General features: G+C 66.6%; 10 protein-coding genes and 5 pseudogenes. 9 read left to right on the forward strand and 6 right to left on the reverse strand.

Features of this window, described 5'->3' with window-relative positions:
- Nucleotides 1–41: 41 nt before the first annotated feature.
- Together parC and recO are read right to left on the reverse strand one after the other, a co-directional pair.
- Nucleotides 42–2258, reverse strand: a complete 2217-nt coding sequence (parC, locus tag GT370_RS06045) for a DNA topoisomerase IV subunit A (RefSeq protein WP_270184052.1) — start codon at nt 2256–2258, stop codon at nt 42–44.
- A gap of 24 nt (nt 2259–2282) precedes the next feature.
- Nucleotides 2283–2987 (reverse strand): DNA repair protein RecO, encoded by a 705-nt coding sequence (gene recO / locus GT370_RS06050; protein WP_270184053.1) that lies wholly within the window; start codon nt 2985–2987, stop codon nt 2283–2285.
- Between the two features lie 13 nt (nt 2988–3000).
- Here recO and GT370_RS06055 point away from each other — a divergent pair, with 13 nt between their 5' ends.
- A complete protein-coding gene (locus tag GT370_RS06055) occupies nt 3001–3195 on the forward strand; it encodes a hypothetical protein (protein ID WP_270184054.1) in 195 nt (64 codons plus the stop codon).
- A 2-nt stretch (nt 3196–3197) separates the two neighbouring features.
- Here GT370_RS06055 and GT370_RS06060 read toward each other — a convergent pair whose 3' ends face one another.
- From GT370_RS06060 to GT370_RS20735, 4 genes are all read right to left on the reverse strand, one after another.
- Nucleotides 3198–4055, reverse strand: coding sequence for a M20 metallopeptidase family protein (locus GT370_RS06060; RefSeq protein ID WP_270184055.1), 858 nt, complete (start codon nt 4053–4055; stop codon nt 3198–3200).
- A complete protein-coding gene (locus tag GT370_RS06065) occupies nt 4055–4330 on the reverse strand; it encodes a hypothetical protein (protein ID WP_270184056.1) in 276 nt (91 codons plus the stop codon). The genes GT370_RS06060 and GT370_RS06065 overlap by 1 nt, the downstream gene beginning before the upstream one ends.
- 82 nt (nt 4331–4412) lie before the next feature.
- Nucleotides 4413–4877 (reverse strand): bifunctional 2-polyprenyl-6-hydroxyphenol methylase/3-demethylubiquinol 3-O-methyltransferase UbiG, encoded by a 465-nt coding sequence (ubiG, locus tag GT370_RS06070; RefSeq protein WP_333490022.1) that lies wholly within the window; start codon nt 4875–4877, stop codon nt 4413–4415.
- Nucleotides 4861–5118 carry a hypothetical protein gene (locus tag GT370_RS20735; RefSeq protein ID WP_333490023.1) on the reverse strand — a complete coding sequence of 86 codons (258 nt, stop codon included), beginning with the start codon at nt 5116–5118 and terminating at the stop codon, nt 4861–4863. The genes ubiG and GT370_RS20735 overlap by 17 nt, the downstream gene beginning before the upstream one ends.
- Nucleotides 5119–5193: 75 nt before the next feature.
- On the opposite strand from GT370_RS20735, the gene GT370_RS06075 reads away from it, so the two are divergent.
- The 8 genes and pseudogenes from GT370_RS06075 (at nt 5194) to prmC (ending at nt 15121) form a co-directional block, all read left to right on the forward strand.
- Nucleotides 5194–6408 (forward strand): aspartate kinase, encoded by a 1215-nt coding sequence (locus GT370_RS06075; protein ID WP_008492673.1) that lies wholly within the window; start codon nt 5194–5196, stop codon nt 6406–6408.
- 2 nt (nt 6409–6410) lie between these two features.
- A pseudogene (locus GT370_RS06080) lies at nt 6411–7447 on the forward strand (NAD(P)H-dependent flavin oxidoreductase).
- 139 nt (nt 7448–7586) lie between these two features.
- Nucleotides 7587–9703, forward strand: a pseudogene (locus tag GT370_RS06085) (putative PEP-binding protein).
- A 63-nt stretch (nt 9704–9766) separates the two neighbouring features.
- Nucleotides 9767–10699: pseudogene (locus tag GT370_RS06090) on the forward strand (RodZ domain-containing protein); the annotation flags it as partial.
- A 114-nt stretch (nt 10700–10813) separates the two neighbouring features.
- Nucleotides 10814–11937, forward strand: a pseudogene (ispG, locus tag GT370_RS06095) (flavodoxin-dependent (E)-4-hydroxy-3-methylbut-2-enyl-diphosphate synthase).
- A gap of 66 nt (nt 11938–12003) precedes the next feature.
- Nucleotides 12004–13232 (forward strand): annotated as a pseudogene (gene hisS / locus GT370_RS06100) (histidine--tRNA ligase).
- Nucleotides 13229–14290, forward strand: coding sequence for a peptide chain release factor 1 (gene prfA / locus GT370_RS06105; RefSeq protein WP_008492665.1), 1062 nt, complete (start codon nt 13229–13231; stop codon nt 14288–14290). Before hisS ends, prfA begins: the two are co-directional and overlap by 4 nt.
- 3 nt (nt 14291–14293) lie before the next feature.
- The gene (prmC, locus tag GT370_RS06110) at nt 14294–15121 is read left to right on the forward strand and encodes a peptide chain release factor N(5)-glutamine methyltransferase (protein ID WP_270184360.1); all 828 of its coding nucleotides are present in this window, start codon (nt 14294–14296) and stop codon (nt 15119–15121) included.

Raw genomic sequence — 15121 nt, forward strand, 5'->3', positions numbered from 1 at the left:
TCCGGCTTCAGATTGGGGCCGCCAGCTTCATTCAGCCAGCCTCAGCCGCCGAATTTGTTGGATTTGGGGAAGCCGTTTGGCGGCAGCCGCCCGGCCGCCGCGCGCGCCCCCAGCCATTCGGTCAGCTTGCCCTCATTGCGCACGCGCTCGCCGATGCTCCAGCTCAACCCCTCGGCCAGGGTGAACACCTTGGCATCCGAGAGCCCGCCATCCTTGTATTTCTGCAGCTGCACGCCGGTGCCGCGCGGCATCTCCGGCAGCTGCTCCAGCGGGAACACCAGCAGCTTGCGGTTCTGGCCGATCACCGCGACATGGTCGCCATTCGCCGGCACGCACAGCACCCATTCCTCGCCGGGCTTCACCACCAGAATGGTCTTGCCCGCCCGGCGTTCGGAGGCAAGCTCCGCCCCCGGCAGAATAAAGCCCCGCCCGGTGGAGGAGGCGACCAGATATTTCTGCTCAGGATCGGGCACGAACAGCATCAGCACCCCGTCCTCATTCGCCAGCTCGATGATCAGCCGGATCGCCTGGCCATCGCCGCGCCCGCGCGGAATGTCGGAGGCCTTGATGGTATAGACGCGCCCATTGGTGCCCAGCAGCGCCACCTTGTCGGTGGATTGGCAGGGCAGCATCGCGAACAGCTTGTCGCCCTCCTTGAATTTCAGTTCCGCGCCATCGGCCAGATGCCCCTTCTGGGCGCGGATCCAGCCTTTCTCGGAGAGGATGATGGTGATCGGCTCACGCTCCACCAGCGCCTCGGCGACGATCTCGACCATCGGCGCGGCCGCGGAAATCTTGGTCCGCCGCGCGCCCAGCGGCCCGGCGCCGAACTTCGCCTGCACCTCGGCGATCTCCTCGGCGATTTTCGCCCAGCGCTTGGTCTCGCTCTGCAGCAGCCCCAGCAGCCCCTTCTGCTCCGCGGTGAGCTTCTTATGCTCGTTGCGGATCTCCATCTCTTCCAGCTTGCGCAAGGCGCGCAGCCGCATATTCAGGATCGCCTCGGCCTGCACCTCGGAGAGCTCGAAGGTGGCGATCAGCTGCTCCTTCGGCTTGTCCTCGAAGCGGATGATCCGGATCACCTCGTCCAGATTGAGGAAGACCTTGATATAGCCATCCAGAATCTCCAGCCGCCTGGCGATGGCGGCGAGCCGATGGTTGGAGCGGCGCACCAGCACCTCATGCCGGTGATCCGCCCAGGCGCGCAAAATCGCCTTCAGCCCCATCACTTTCGGGTTCCGCCCATCCGCAAGCACGTTCATGTTCAGCGAGAAGCGGGATTCCAGCTGGGTGGCGCGGAAGAGCGAGGCCATCAGCATGTCCGCATCCACGCTGCGGTTCTTGGGCTCCAGCACCAGCCTTATCTGCTCGGCGCTCTCATCGCGCACATCCGCCAGCAGCGGCAGCTTCTTATCCCCCAGCAGCAGCGCGATCTGCTCGACCAGCCGGGATTTCTGCACCTGATACGGAATTTCGGTGACGACGATATTCCAAGTGCCGTTCTTCGCCGGCTCCTTCGCCCACACCGCCCGGGTGCGCAGAGAGCCGCGCCCGGTCTCATAGGCCGCCAGAATCGTCGCCTCATCCTCCACCAGCTCGCCGCCGGTGGGGAAATCCGGGCCCTTCATATGCGCCAGCAGCTCGGCCGTGGTGGCGTCCGGGTTGGCGATCAGATGCAACGCCGCCGCGCACACCTCCCCGGCATTATGCGGCGGAATCGAGGTCGCCATGCCCACCGCGATGCCGGAGGCGCCATTGGCGAGCAGATTCGGGAAGGCGCCGGGCAGCACCACCGGCTCCTGCTCCTCGCCATCATAGGTCGCGCGGAAATCCACCGCATCCTCATCGATGCCGCGCAGCAGATATTCGGCGATCTCGGTCAGGCGCGACTCGGTATAGCGCATCGCCGCAGCGTTATCGCCGTCGATATTGCCGAAATTCCCCTGCCCCTCGATCAACGGGAAGCGCGAGGAGAAATCCTGCGCCAGCCGCACCAGCGCCTCATAGATCGAGCTGTCGCCATGCGGGTGGAACTTACCCATCACGTCGCCGACCACGCGGGCGCATTTCTTGAAGCCCGAGCGCGGATCGAGCTTGAGCTGATGCATGCCGTAGATCAGCCGGCGATGCACCGGCTTCAGCCCATCGCGCACATCTGGCAGCGAGCGGGACATGATGGTGGAGAGCGCATAGGCAAGGTAACGCTCGGAGAGCGCGTTGCTGAGCGCCAGATCCTCCACCTGCCCGAAATCATCCGGCATCGCCGCGCTCCTTCTCCTCAAGCCTCAGGGAAAGTTGCTCATAAAGAGCCTCGCGCGCCGGCGGAAGGGGCGGTGGCGGGCGCCGAACAGGTCACGGGCGAGAAAATGCCCGGTCAGGCGCAATGCCGCCACGCAATCCTTGAGGTCCGGCTCGCTCTCATCCAGCAAAAAATCCGGCAAGGGCAGCAGCCGGCTGGCCCAGTCCCCGGCCTGCGAGAGGGTCACCGCCCGCCCGGTGCGGGGCGAGACGTAAGCCAGACGGTCATTGCCGCCGGCAGAGGAGGAAAAATCCAGCCCGAAGCCCAGCTCCCGCAGCAGCACCAGCTCCCAGCGGCAAAGTGCTGGCAGCGCGACGCCTTTGATCTCGATGCCCGCCAGCAGCCGCAGCAGCCCCTGGAAGGTCTCGGGCGCGGCCTCGCGTTCGGGCAGGGCCTGGGCAGTGAGCTGGCAGGCGGCGCGCAGCACGGCCAGGCTGTCCGGCTCCTGCATCGCCAGCGCCGCCACCGGGCGCACCAGCTCGCCGCTATAGGCGCCGAGCTGTTCGGGCAGCCGCGCCACCCAGCGCGCCGCGACGATATTGCCTTGCTCCCAGATGCCGCCCTGCCGGCGCGAGGCCCCGCCCTTGGCCAGCCCCCGGCGCAGCCCGTCGGGGCTCAGCAGCGTGACGAGATAATCCCCTTCGCCATGGGGGACGCGCTCGACAACGATTCCCGGCCCCTCAATCTCCATGGCGTGGTCCCCAATGAGCAAAAGTTTTTGGAGGGCGGAGGCGGCCAAGGTTCCGCCGCCGCCCAGCGGCGGTGGAAAGCCGCCGGAGGGGTGGGGTGTTTTTCAAAAACACCCCAAGAAAGTTCGGGGTGTGGGCGACGTCGTCGTCACCGCCCCAACGTTCTTCGCCGCTTTTTTGAAAAAAAGCGGCACCAAAAAACTTTTATAACATTACCTCAAAGCCGCTTTCGCGGTGCTCGCCAAAAGCTTCGCCGCCAACGGCAAGATCTCGTCGTTATAATCATAGGTCGGGCTGTGCAGGCCGGAGCTGGGGCCGTTGCCGACCCAGGCATAGGCGCCCGGCACATCCACCAGGAAACGGCCAAAATCCTCCGCCCCCATCGTCGGTTCCATGTCGCGGCGCACCCGTAGCCCGGCCTCGGCGGCGGCCTGGGCCATCAACTCCGCCTGCTCAGGCACATTCCCGGTCGGCGACAGCTCCTCGCCCAGCCACACATCCGCCTCCAGCCCCAGCGCCATCGCCACGCCCTTCGCCGTCTCCGTCAGGCGGCGCTTCAGCAGCTCCATGCTCTCGGTGGTATAAGCGCGGATGGTGCCCTCCATCGAAGCCCTTTCCGGCACCTGGTTGCGGGCCTCCCCAGCCTTCAACATGCAGGTGGAGATCACGCCGGACTGGATCGGCGGCAGATTGCGCGCGACGATGCTGTTCACCGCCACGATCAGCTGCGCGATGCCCTGCACCGGGTCGATGCAGAGATGCGGCATCCCGGCATGGCCGGCCTTGCCCTTCATCGTCACCACGAAATTCACCGCCCCGGCCATCACCGACTCCGGATGCACCATCACCGTCCCGGCTTCCAGCCCCGGCCAGTTATGGTAGCCGAAAATGCGCTCCATCGGGAAACGCTGGAACAGCCCGTCCTCGACCATCGCGTGCGCGCCCTTATAGCCTTCCTCGGCCGGCTGAAACACCAGATGGATCTGCCCGGACCAGTCCGGATCGTCCTTCAACAGCATCGCCGCCCCCAGCAGCGAGGTCGTGTGGCCGTCATGCCCGCAGGCATGCATCACCCCGGCCTGGTCGAGGCGTAGGGCTTGCCGGTGGCCTCGGGGATCGGCAGCGCATCCATATCGGCGCGCAACCCCACCGAGCGGTTGGAATTGCCGCGCTTCAGGCTGGCCACCACCCCATGCCCGCCAATGCCGGCCTCGTAGGGAATCCCCAGCTCATCCAGCCGGGCGCAGACGAAGGCGGCCGTCTCGCGCTCCTGGCGGGAGAGTTCCGGATGGGTGTGGAGATGATGCCGCCATGCGGTCAGTGTGGTCGCGAAATCATCCGGCATAGCGCACTCCTCAACGCAGCAATTTCACAGCTCAGGCAACAACTTCAAGCAAAAGCTGTACCAGTCCCTTATATGGTGTCTCCTACGCCGCCACCGCCATGGCGATATAGTTGACCGAGAGATCCCGGCTCACCGTAAACCCGGCCTGGCGCGGGGAATAGCTCAAGCCCGCCGTGTCGGTCAGGCGCAGCCCCGCCTGGCGGCAGAGCCGCCCCAGCTCCTCGGGCTTGATGAACATCTTCCAGTCATGCGTGCCCACCGGCAGCAGCCGCAGCACATATTCCGCCCCGAATTTCGCCACCGCATAGCTTTGCGGGGTACGGTTGAGGGTGGAGAGGAACAAAACGCCGCCCGGCGCCAGCAAGGCGCGCAGGCTTTTCAGGAATTCCAGCGGATCGGCGACATGCTCGATGATCTCCAGCGCGGTGACCACCGGGAAGCTCGCCCCCTCCGCCGCCAGCCCCTCGGCGGTGCCATGGCGGTAAGTGATGTTCAGCCCCTGCCCCTGCGCATGGCCCGCGCCACGTCGATCACCTCCGCCCGGCATCCAGCCCGGTCACCGCGAATCCGTCCTTGGCGAGGGCTTCGGCCAGCAGCCCGGCGCCGCAGCCGACATCGAGAATCGAGACCCCCTCGCCTTTCGCCCGCCTGACGCGCTGCGCCACCCAGCCGGCGCGCACCGGATTGAGCATATGCAAGGGCCGCATCGGCCCCCGCGCGTCCCACCAACGCGCCGCCAGCGCGTCGAACCGGGCGATTTCTTCCGCAATCACTGACCCCTGGCTCATTGCCCTATCCTTACTCCGCCGCTATGTGACGCCCCGGCCCGAATTCCACAAGGTTCCAGTTCTCAAGGTTTGTCCATGGCGCGCATCGTGATGAAATTTGGCGGCACCTCCGTCGCCGACCTCGACCGGATCAAGAATGTCGCCAAGCGCGTCAAGGCCGAGGCTGATAAAGGCAACGAGGTCGCGGTGGTGGTCTCCGCCATGTCCGGCGTCACCAACCAGCTGGTCGGCTATTGCCAGTCCCTCTCGCCGCTGTTCGATGCGCGCGAGTATGACGCGGTGGTCGCCACCGGCGAGAACGTCACCGCCGGGCTGCTCGCCATCGCGCTGCAGGAGCTGGGGCAGGAAGCCCGCTCCTGGCAGGGCTGGCAGGTGGCGGTGGAGACCAATGGCGAGCACGGCAAGGCCCGCATCGAGAGCATCGATGGCGAGGAGCTGATCTCGCGCATGCAGCAGGGCCAGATCCCGGTGCTGGCCGGCTTCCAGGGCATCGGCCCGGATAACCGCATCACCACTTTGGGCCGCGGCGGCTCGGACACTTCGGCCGTGGCGCTTGCCGCCGCGCTGAAGGCGGACCAATGTGATATCTATACGGACGTTGACGGGATCTACACCACCGATCCCCGCATCGTGCCGAATGCCAAGAAACTGCATAAGATCACCTACGAGGAAATGCTGGAGCTCGCCTCGGTCGGTGCGAAAGTGTTGCAGACCCGCTCGGTCGAGCTGGCGATGAAAGAGCGCGTGCGCGTGCAGGTGCTCTCCAGCTTCGCTGACAAGCCGGGCTCCATGGTTGTTGATGAGGAAGAGGTCGTGGAAAAGGAAATCGTTGCCGGCATCGCCTATTCGCGGGACGACGCCAAAATCACGGTGCGCCGCGTGCCGGACCGCCCGGGTGTCGCCGCCGCCGTGTTCGTGCCGCTGTCGGATGCGGCCATTAATGTCGACATGATCGTGCAGAATGTCGCCGCCGACGGCACCACGGACATGACCTTCACCGTCGGCAAGACCGACATGGCCCGCGCCTTGCTGGTGCTGGAGCAGGCCAAGGCCGAGATCGGCTATGCCGAGATCAACTCGGACCCGAATGTCGCCAAGCTCTCCGTTGTCGGCGTGGGCATGCGCAGCCATGCCGGTGTCGCCGGCACGATGTTCAAAACATTGGCGGCGCGCGGCATCAATATCCAGGCGATCACCACCTCCGAGATCAAGGTCTCGGTGCTGGTCGCGGCCGAATATACCGAATTGGCGGTGCGCGCCTTGCACACCGCCTATGGGCTCGATGGCTGAGCATGGCTGAGCTGGACCAGACTGCCGCAAACGACACGCTGGACGCCCTGCAGCAGCGGGGTGCCGCCTTCCTTGGCACACGCCACGCCATTCTCGGCGGGGCGATGAGCTGGGTGTCCGAGCGGCATCTGGTCTCCGCCATCTCCAATGCCGGCGGCTTCGGCGTCATCGCCTGCGGCGCGATGCCCCCGGCTTTGCTGGAAAAAGAGATCGAGGCAACCAAGGCGCTGACCGACAAGCCCTTCGGCGTCAATCTGATCACCATGCACCCGCAGCTCGATGAGCTGGTGCAGATCTGCATCCGCCAGCAGGTCGGGCATGTGGTGTTTGCCGGTGGCATCCCTCGGGCGCGCATATCAAGGCGGCGAAGGATGGGGGTGCCAAGGTCGTCGCCTTCGCCCCGGCTTTGGTGCTGGCCAAGCGCCTGGTCAAATTCGGCGCCGACGCGCTGGTGATCGAGGGCTCGGAAGCCGGGGGTCATATCGGCCCGGTCTCGCTCACCGTGCTGGCGCAGGAAATCCTGCCGCACATCACCGAAGTGCCGGTCTTCGTCGCCGGCGGCATCGGAAGGGGCGAGGCGATGCTGGGCTATCTGGAGATGGGCGCGGCCGGTGTGCAGCTCGGCACCCGCTTCGCCGCCGCCAGCGAGAGCATCGCCCACGAAAACTTCAAAAAAGCCTTCATCCGCGCCGCCGCCCGCGACGCGCTGCCCAGCGTGCAGCTGGATGAGCGCTTCCCGGTGATCCCGGTGCGCGGGCTGATCAATGAGGGCACCAAGCGCTTCATGCGTCACCAGGCGGAGGTGGTGCAAAAATTCCAGTCCGGCGAACTGGACAAAACCGCCGCGCAACTGGAAATTGAGCATTTCTGGGCCGGCGCGCTGCGCCGCGCGGTGATCGACGGCGATGTGGAGACTGGTTCCGTGATGGCGGGGCAATCTGTGGGCATGGTGACATCGGTGCAGCCGGTGGCCGAGATCATTGCGGCGTTGCGGGCCCAGGCCCTCGCCGCCTTGGTGGCGCGTGGCACAGGAGCATAATCCTCCTTCCACGCCGGCACGCCGGCGCAAAAAGCCGAAATTCGGCGATACCAGGCAGCTTTTTGCCGCGCTGCGGGAGAATCTCGCCACCGGCACCGCCTCGCTGGCGGATTTCGCCAAGCTGGTGGCGGAGGGTCTGGTGGCTGATGCCACCGTCATTTACGTCACCCGCCCGGGCGAGATCCTCGAACTCGCCGCCACCCATGGGCTGAATGTCTCCGCCGTCGGGCGCACCAAATTGCGGGTGGGCGAAGGCATTGTCGGCCTCGCCGCCGCCTCCGGCGACGTGCAGAACCTGCCCGACGTGCAGAACCATCCCCGCTATGTCTACCGCGCCGAAACCGGCGAGGAGAACATGGCCTCGATGCTCGCGGTGCCGGTGAAGCGCGCCGGGCGCACGCTGGGCGTGATCGCGGTGATGTCCCGCGAAGTGCGCGCCTATGCGCCCGTGGAGGTCGAATCGCTGGCCACTGTGGCGATGCTGCTGGCCGAGATCCTGGCCCGCGCCGGCGCCGCCGATATCGGCCAGGAAGGCTTCTCGGATTCCCTGCCCCGCCGCTATGCCGGGCATGTGCTCTCCACCGGCATCGCCCGGGGCGCGGTGCTGGCCTATGGCGCCGCCGCCCCCATCGCCAAGCTGCTCACCGAGGACCCGGAGGCCGAGCTGGCCCGGCTCGATATCGCGGTGGAAGAGGCGAATAAATCCCTCGACGGGCTGATCAGCGCCAACATGCCCGGCGGCAACGCCTCGCGCGATGTGCTGGATGCCTACCGGATGGTGGCGCAGAGCTCCGGCTGGCTGGCCCAGGTGCGCGCCGCGATCAATGACGGCCTCACCGCCGAAACCGCTGTCGACAAGATCGCCCGGCAGCTGCGCGAGCGCATGCGCCGCATCGCCGACCCCTATCTGCGCGAGCGCCTCGCCGATATCGAGGACATGATCAACCGGCTGATGGTGGCCCTGGGCGGCATGGCGCCGAAGCCCGAGCGCGCGGATGGGATGATCCTGATCGTCCGCCGCCTCGGCCCGGCGGATCTGCTGGACTGGCATACGCGCGGCATCGCCGGCATCGCCATCGAGGAGGCCAGCGCCTCCGGCCACGCCGCCATCCTCGCCCGCGCCCTCTCCATCCCCACGCTGCAGGTGGATCGCGGCGCGGTGGAAGCCGCGGTCGAGGGCGACCAGGCGCTGCTGGACGCCGAGGACGGCACGCTGGTGCTGCGCCCGGAACCGGAGGTGATCCAGGTCTATGACCGTGCCATGGCCGCGCGCGACGAGCGCGCCGCCACCCTGGCCAGCTACCGGGACGTCCCCGCCATCACCAAGGACGGCACCGAGCTGAAGCTGATGATGAATGTCGGGCTGGCGCTGGAGCTGGACCAGCTGGACAAGACCGGCGCCGACGGCATCGGCCTCTACCGCACCGAAATCGCCGCCCTGGCCGCCGGCGGCATCCCGGATGTGGCCGGCCAGGCGGCCGAATATGGCAAGGTGATGGACCGCGCCAAGGGCCGCCCGGTGCAATTCCGCACGCTGGATCTGGGGCCGACAAGCTGCTCCCCGGCGAGACCGCGCAGACCGAGGAAAACCCCGCCATGGGCTGGCGCTCCTTGCGCATCGGGCTGGACCGCCCGGCCATCCTGCGCCGCCAGCTGCGCGCTTTGCTGCTGGGCGCGCAAGGCCGGCCGCTGCGGGTGATGTTCCCGATGGTCGCCACCGTGGAGGAATTCCGCGCCGCGCGCGACCTGCTGGAGGCCGAGGCCGGGCGCATCCGCCCCGCGCCGGAGACGCTGGACGCAGGCACCATGCTGGAAGTCCCCTCGCTGCTCTTTCAGCTCCCCGGCCTGCTCGCCGAGGCGGATTTCATCTCGGTCGGCACCAACGACCTGATGCAGTTCCTCTTCGCCGCCGACCGCGGCACGCCGGAGCTGGCGGACCGCTACGACACACTTTCCGCCCCGGTGCTGGAGATGCTGGAAAAGCTGGTGACACTCTGCCAGGAGGCCGGCGTGCCGCTCTCCATCTGCGGCGAGGCCGCCGGTCGGCCACTGGATGCGCTGGCCTTCGCGGCGTTGGGGATCACCACGCTGTCGATGTCCGGCAGCTCGATCCTGAAGGTGAAATCCGTGCTGGTGCAGGCGGATCTCAACGCGCTGCGCCCGGTGCTGCGGGAATTGCGCCGCGCCGGGGCCGCTGGCGGGAGCATTCGCGAGCCGCTGGCGGTGTGGGCGCGAGAACATAATCTCGCAATTTGAGGGATATCCGATTCCGGGTTAAAAGACATGGATATGCCAGACCATATGACCGGACCCGACACCATGGAGCCTGAAGCCACCTATTCCGGCGCGCGCGTCGGTGCGGGCCTGCGCGAAGTGCGCGAGCGGCTGGGCTGGCAATTGCCGGATGTGGCCGAGGGCCTGCGCATCCGCCCGGAATTTCTGGTGGCGATCGAGGCGGGGGATCTCTCCTCCTTGCCCGGCACCGCCTATCGCACCGGCTTCGTGCGCACCTATGCCCAGGCTTTGGGGCTGGATGGCGAGGAGATCCTGCGCCGCTTCCGCGATGCCGGGCAGCTCGGCCAGGCGGAGAAAACGGAAATCCAGTTCCTTGCCCCGGTGCCGGATCGCGGCGTGCCGAAAGGCGCGATCGTGCTGATCGGCATCGTGCTGGTCGTCGCCGGCTACGGGCTCTGGTATCGCCATACCGAGCAGCAGCGTCGGCTGGACCAGAGCGTCACCCATGTCCCGGCCGAGCTGCAGCCTTTGGCGACGCCGCCGAAAGTCACCCCGCCGCCGGCCACGGCGCCGGTTGCGAGCCCCCCAGGCCCGGCCACGCCCTCCCAGCCGGCAGCCAGCACCAGGCCGACCAATGCCCCCGCCGCGCCGTCCAGCCCGGCGGCGCAGGCTCCGGCCGGGCAGGCCCCCGCCGGGCAAGCCCCGGCGGAACAGAGCGCAACGGCCCCGTCCAGCCCGGCGGCCAGCGCATCCGCCCCCGCCACGACGTCCCCCACCGCAGCCGTCCCGGCCAACAGCGCGGCGCCCGCCGCCGCGGCCCAGGGCACCGAGATCACCGCCACCCAGGATGCCTGGGTGCAGGTCACCGATCCGGCCGGCAACATATTGTTCAGCAAAGTGCTGCACCCCGGCGAAAGCTGGCCGGTGCCGGACATGCCCGGCCTGAAAATGACCACCGGCAATGCCGGCGGCACCCTGCTCACCACCAACGGCCAGGCCGGCCAGCCGCTCGGCGCCCCGGGTGTGGTGCTGCATGGCTACCAGCTGACCCCGCCCGCTTCGGGCAGCGCATCCGCCCGGCCTCCGCCGGGACCAGCCCCGCTTCCAGCGCGGCCCAATAGAGGAACCCTCATGAACTACCGCGAATATCAGCAGATCGACCGCCGCAAATCCCGGCAGATCAGCGTCGGCAATGTGAAGGTGGGCGGCGATGCGCCGGTCTCGGTGCAGACCATGACCAACACCCTCACCCATGATGTCGAGGCCACCGTCGCGCAGATTTTGCGCGCCGAGAAGGCCGGCGTGGACATTGTCCGCGTCTCCTGCCCGGATGAGGAAAGCTCGGCGGCGCTCAAGCACATCGTCAAGCGGGTGAATGTGCCGATCGTCGCCGACATTCATTTCCACTATAAGCGCGGCATCGAGGCCGCCCAGAACGGCGCCGCGTGCCTGCGCATCAATCCGGGCAATATCGGCTCGCCGGAGCGGGTGAAGGAGGTCATCAAGGCCGCCCGCGACCATGGCTGCTCGATGCGCATCGGTGTGAATGCCGGTTCGCTGGAGAAGCATCTGCTGGAGAAATACGGCGAGCCCAACCCGGACGCGCTGGTCGAATCCGCCCTGGAACACGCCAAGATCCTGCAGGATCATGATTTCCACGAATTCAAGATCTCGGTGAAGGCCTCGGACGTGTTCATGGCCGTCGCCGCCTATCAGCAGCTGGCCGAGCAATGCGACCACCCGCTGCATATCGGCATTACCGAAGCCGGCGGCAAACGCGCCGGCACGGTGAAATCCTCCATCGGTCTGGGCTCGCTGCTCTGGGCCGGGATTGGCGATACCATGCGCGTCTCGCTCTCCGCCGAGCCGGAGGAAGAGGTGCTGGTGGGCTGGGACATTCTGAAGTCGCTGGGCATTCGCCATCGCGGCGTGCGCGTCATCTCCTGCCCCTCCTGCGCGCGCCAGGGCTTCAACGTCATCAAGACTGTCGAGACGCTGGAAGAGCGGCTGGCCCATATCGAAACCCCGATCACCCTCTCGATCATCGGCTGCGTGGTCAATGGCCCGGTGAGGCGCTGATGACCGATCTCGGCCTGACCGGCGGCGGCGGTGGCCGGCACATGGTCTATGCCAACGGCAAGACCGACCATACCGTCTCCGACGAGGCGATGGTCGAGCATCTGGTCGAGCTGGTGGAAAAGAAGGCCGAGCAGATCGAGGCCGCGAAGAAGGCCGCGCTGATCCCGGCTGAATAGCAGCGAAACTTGCGAGTTTGAGACCGCCGGGGTGCAGCACCCCGGCGTTTTGTATTTGATGGATGGATGAAGATGGCGACTCTTTTGCAGCCGGTGCGCGGCACCAAGGATCTGATCGGCGAGGATGCGGCGCGGCATTTCCATGTCATCGAAACCGCCAGACGCATCACCCGGCTGTTCGGCTTCTCCGAATGGCAGACGCCGATCTTCGAGGATACCAAAGTGTTTTCCCGCACGCTGGGCGAAACCTCGGATGTCGTCACCAAGGAAATGTATACGTTCGAGGATCGCGGCGGTGATTCCGTAACATTGCGCCCGGAAGGCACGGCGGGCATCTGCCGTGCCTTGATCACCGGCGGCCTCACCCAGACCCTACCGCAGAAAGTCTTTTATGCCGGGCCGATGTTTCGCTATGAGCGCCCGCAGAAAGGCCGCTACCGGCAATTCCACCAGATCGGCATCGAGCTGCTGGGTGCGGCCTCGCCGCTCGCCGATGCGGAAGTCATCGCCGCCGGCTGGCGGATTCTGAACGAGCTGGGTGTGGCGAAAGATGTTGTGCTCAACATCAACACGCTGGGGGATGCCGCCAGCCGGGAGGCCTACCGCGCCGCTTTGGTCGCGCATTTCTCCGCGCATGCGGACAAGCTCTCTGAAGACAGCAAGCTGCGCCTGGAGAAAAACCCGCTGCGCATCCTGGATTCCAAGGATGAAGGCGACAAGGCGCTGATGGAAAATGCCCCGCTGATCTACGACCACCTCACCGAAGAGGCCGCAAATTTCTATAACGGCCTGAAATCCACCCTCGCCGCCTTCGGCGTGCCGTTCGCGGAAAATCCGCGCATCGTCCGCGGACTGGATTATTACAACCACACCGCCTTCGAATTCGTCACCACCGCTTTGGGCGCGCAAGGCACGGTGATGGCCGGCGGGCGTTATGATGGCCTCGTCGAGCAGATGGGCGGCCCCAACGTGCCGGGCATCGGCTGGGGCGCGGGCATCGAGCGCCTCTCGATGCTGATCGAGCCCCGCAAGCCGCCGCGCAACCGGTCATCATCATCCCGATGGGCAGCGAGTCCGAAGCCCCGGCCTTGGACATTCTCAACAGCCTGCGCGCTGCCAACATCGCCGCCGAGATCGGCTATTCCGGCAATGCCAAAAAGCGCCTGGAGCGCGCCAATAAATCCGGCGCGGCTTACGCGGTGCTGGTCGGCGCCGAGATCAAGCTGAAAAACCTCACCGACGGCACCCAGGATGACGTCACCCCCGCCACCTTGATCGAGCGCCTGCGCGGATGAGCGACGCGCTGGACAGCAAGCTCGACCGCATCCTGGCCCGCGCCGAGGAGCTGCGCTTCATGCTCTCCGGCACGCTGGCCGGCGAGGAATTCGTGAAAGCCTCCAAGGAGCTGGCGGAACTCGGGCCCGTCGAGGAACAGGTGCTCGCCTTGCGCGAGGCCGAAAAGCAGCGGCGCGAGGCAGAGGCCCTGCTCGCCGACCCGGATATGAAAGAGCTGGCCGAGGCCGAGCTGCACACACTGAAAGCCCAGATCCCCGAGCTGGAAATGGCGGTGCGCCTGGCCCTGCTGCCGAAGGATGAGGCCGATGCCCGCTCCGGCATCCTGGAAATCCGCCCCGCCGCCGGCGGCGACGAGGCCGGGCTGTTCGCCGCCGAGCTGTTTTCCGCCTACCAGAAATACGCGGCCTCCCAGGGCTGGCGCTTCGAGGTGCTGGAATATGATGAAAACGAGCTGGGCGGCGTGAAGGGCGCGATGGCCGAAATTACCGGCAAATCCGTCTTCGCCCGGCTGAAATTCGAATCCGGCGTGCACCGCGTGCAGCGCGTGCCGACCACGGAAACCCAAGGCCGCATCCACACCTCCACCATCACCGTCGCGGTGATGCCGGAAGCCGAGGAGGTGGATGTCGACATCAACGAGGCAGATCTGCGCATCGATGTCTATCGCGCCTCCGGTGCCGGCGGCCAGCACGTGAATAAAACCGAATCCGCCGTGCGCATCACCCACATCCCCACCGGCACCGTGGTGGCGATGCAGGAGGAGCGCAGCCAGCACAAGAACCGCGCCAAGGCGATGAAAATCCTGCGCTCGCGCATCTATGAGCAGCAGCGCGCCGCGCTCAGCGCCACCCGTGCGGCCGACCGCAAGGGCCAGGTCGGCACCGGGGACCGCTCCGAGCGCATCCGCACCTACAACTTTCCGCAAGGCCGCGTCACCGACCATCGCATCAACCTCACTTTGCATAAAATCGATCGGGTGATGCTGGGCGAGTTCGATGACATCATCGAGGCGCTGATCGCCGAGGACCAGGCGGCGAGGCTGGCCGCCCAAGAGTGAAAACTGAATGATCCCACCGCCCAGGCCCTGGCCGAAATCACCGAGGCCTTGCGCCAGGCCGGGCTGGAGGCGCCCCGCCGCGAGGCCCGGGCGTTGCTCGCCGGCTGCCTGGGCACCAATTCCGCCGGGCTGCTGGCGCGCGACGCGGTCGACCCGGCCGCCTATCAGGCCGCCCTCGCCCGCCGCGCCGCGCATGAGCCGCTGGCCTATATCACCGGCCATAAGGAATTCTGGGGGCTGGATTTCCTCACCACCCCCGCCACCCTCATTCCCCGCCCGGACACCGAAACGCTGATCGAGGCGGTGCTCGCCTCCGGCCAGCGCCCGGCGCGCATTCTGGATCTGGGCACCGGCACGGGCTGCCTGCTGCTGTCCGCCTTGCATGAGCTGCCGGAGGCCTTCGGTGTCGGGGTCGACCTCAACCCGAACGCCGCCACCCTCGCCCGCGCCAACGCTCAGCGCCTGGGTCTGGCGGCGCGCAGCGCCTTTCTCGCCGGCAGCTGGGCCGATGCGATTTCGCAGCGCTTCGATCTGGTGCTCTCCAACCCGCCTTATATCGAAACCGGGGATCTGGCCGGGCTGATGCCGGATGTGCGCGCCTATGAGCCCGCCACCGCCCTGGATGGCGGCGCCGATGGCCTCATCGCCTATCGCGCCATCATCGCCGATCTGCCCCGCCTGCTCACCCAGGATGGGCAGGCGGTGCTTGAACTTGGCATCGGCCAGGCGCATATGGTGGATGAGTTGGCACGCCAGGCCGGTTTCGAGACCGTGCTGCGCCGCGATATTTCCGGCATAGAGCGCGCCATCAGCCTCAAATTCTGCAAATAA

Source organism: Acidocella sp. MX-AZ03 (assembly GCF_027626035.1).
GTDB lineage: Bacteria > Pseudomonadota > Alphaproteobacteria > Acetobacterales > Acetobacteraceae > Acidocella > Acidocella facilis.

Bases quoted from the DNA above. Each gene is read 5' to 3' on its own strand.
- prfA (WP_008492665.1), top strand. From the start codon at position 13,229: ATGAGCGACGCGCTGGACAGCAAGCTCGACCGCATCCTGGCCCGCGCC.
- GT370_RS06055 (WP_270184054.1), top strand. From the start codon at position 3,001: ATGAGCAAAAGTTTTTGGAGGGCGGAGGCGGCCAAGGTTCCGCCGCCG.
- ubiG (WP_333490022.1), bottom strand. From the start codon at position 4,877: ATGCCGGGCGGAGGTGATCGACGTGGCGCGGGCCATGCGCAGGGGCAG.
- GT370_RS06060 (WP_270184055.1), bottom strand. From the start codon at position 4,055: ATGCATGCCTGCGGGCATGACGGCCACACGACCTCGCTGCTGGGGGCG.
- GT370_RS20735 (WP_333490023.1), bottom strand. From the start codon at position 5,118: ATGAGCCAGGGGTCAGTGATTGCGGAAGAAATCGCCCGGTTCGACGCG.
- recO (WP_270184053.1), bottom strand. From the start codon at position 2,987: ATGGAGATTGAGGGGCCGGGAATCGTTGTCGAGCGCGTCCCCCATGGC.
- GT370_RS06075 (WP_008492673.1), top strand. From the start codon at position 5,194: ATGGCGCGCATCGTGATGAAATTTGGCGGCACCTCCGTCGCCGACCTC.
- parC (WP_270184052.1), bottom strand. From the start codon at position 2,258: ATGCCGGATGATTTCGGGCAGGTGGAGGATCTGGCGCTCAGCAACGCG.
- GT370_RS06065 (WP_270184056.1), bottom strand. From the start codon at position 4,330: ATGCCGGATGATTTCGCGACCACACTGACCGCATGGCGGCATCATCTC.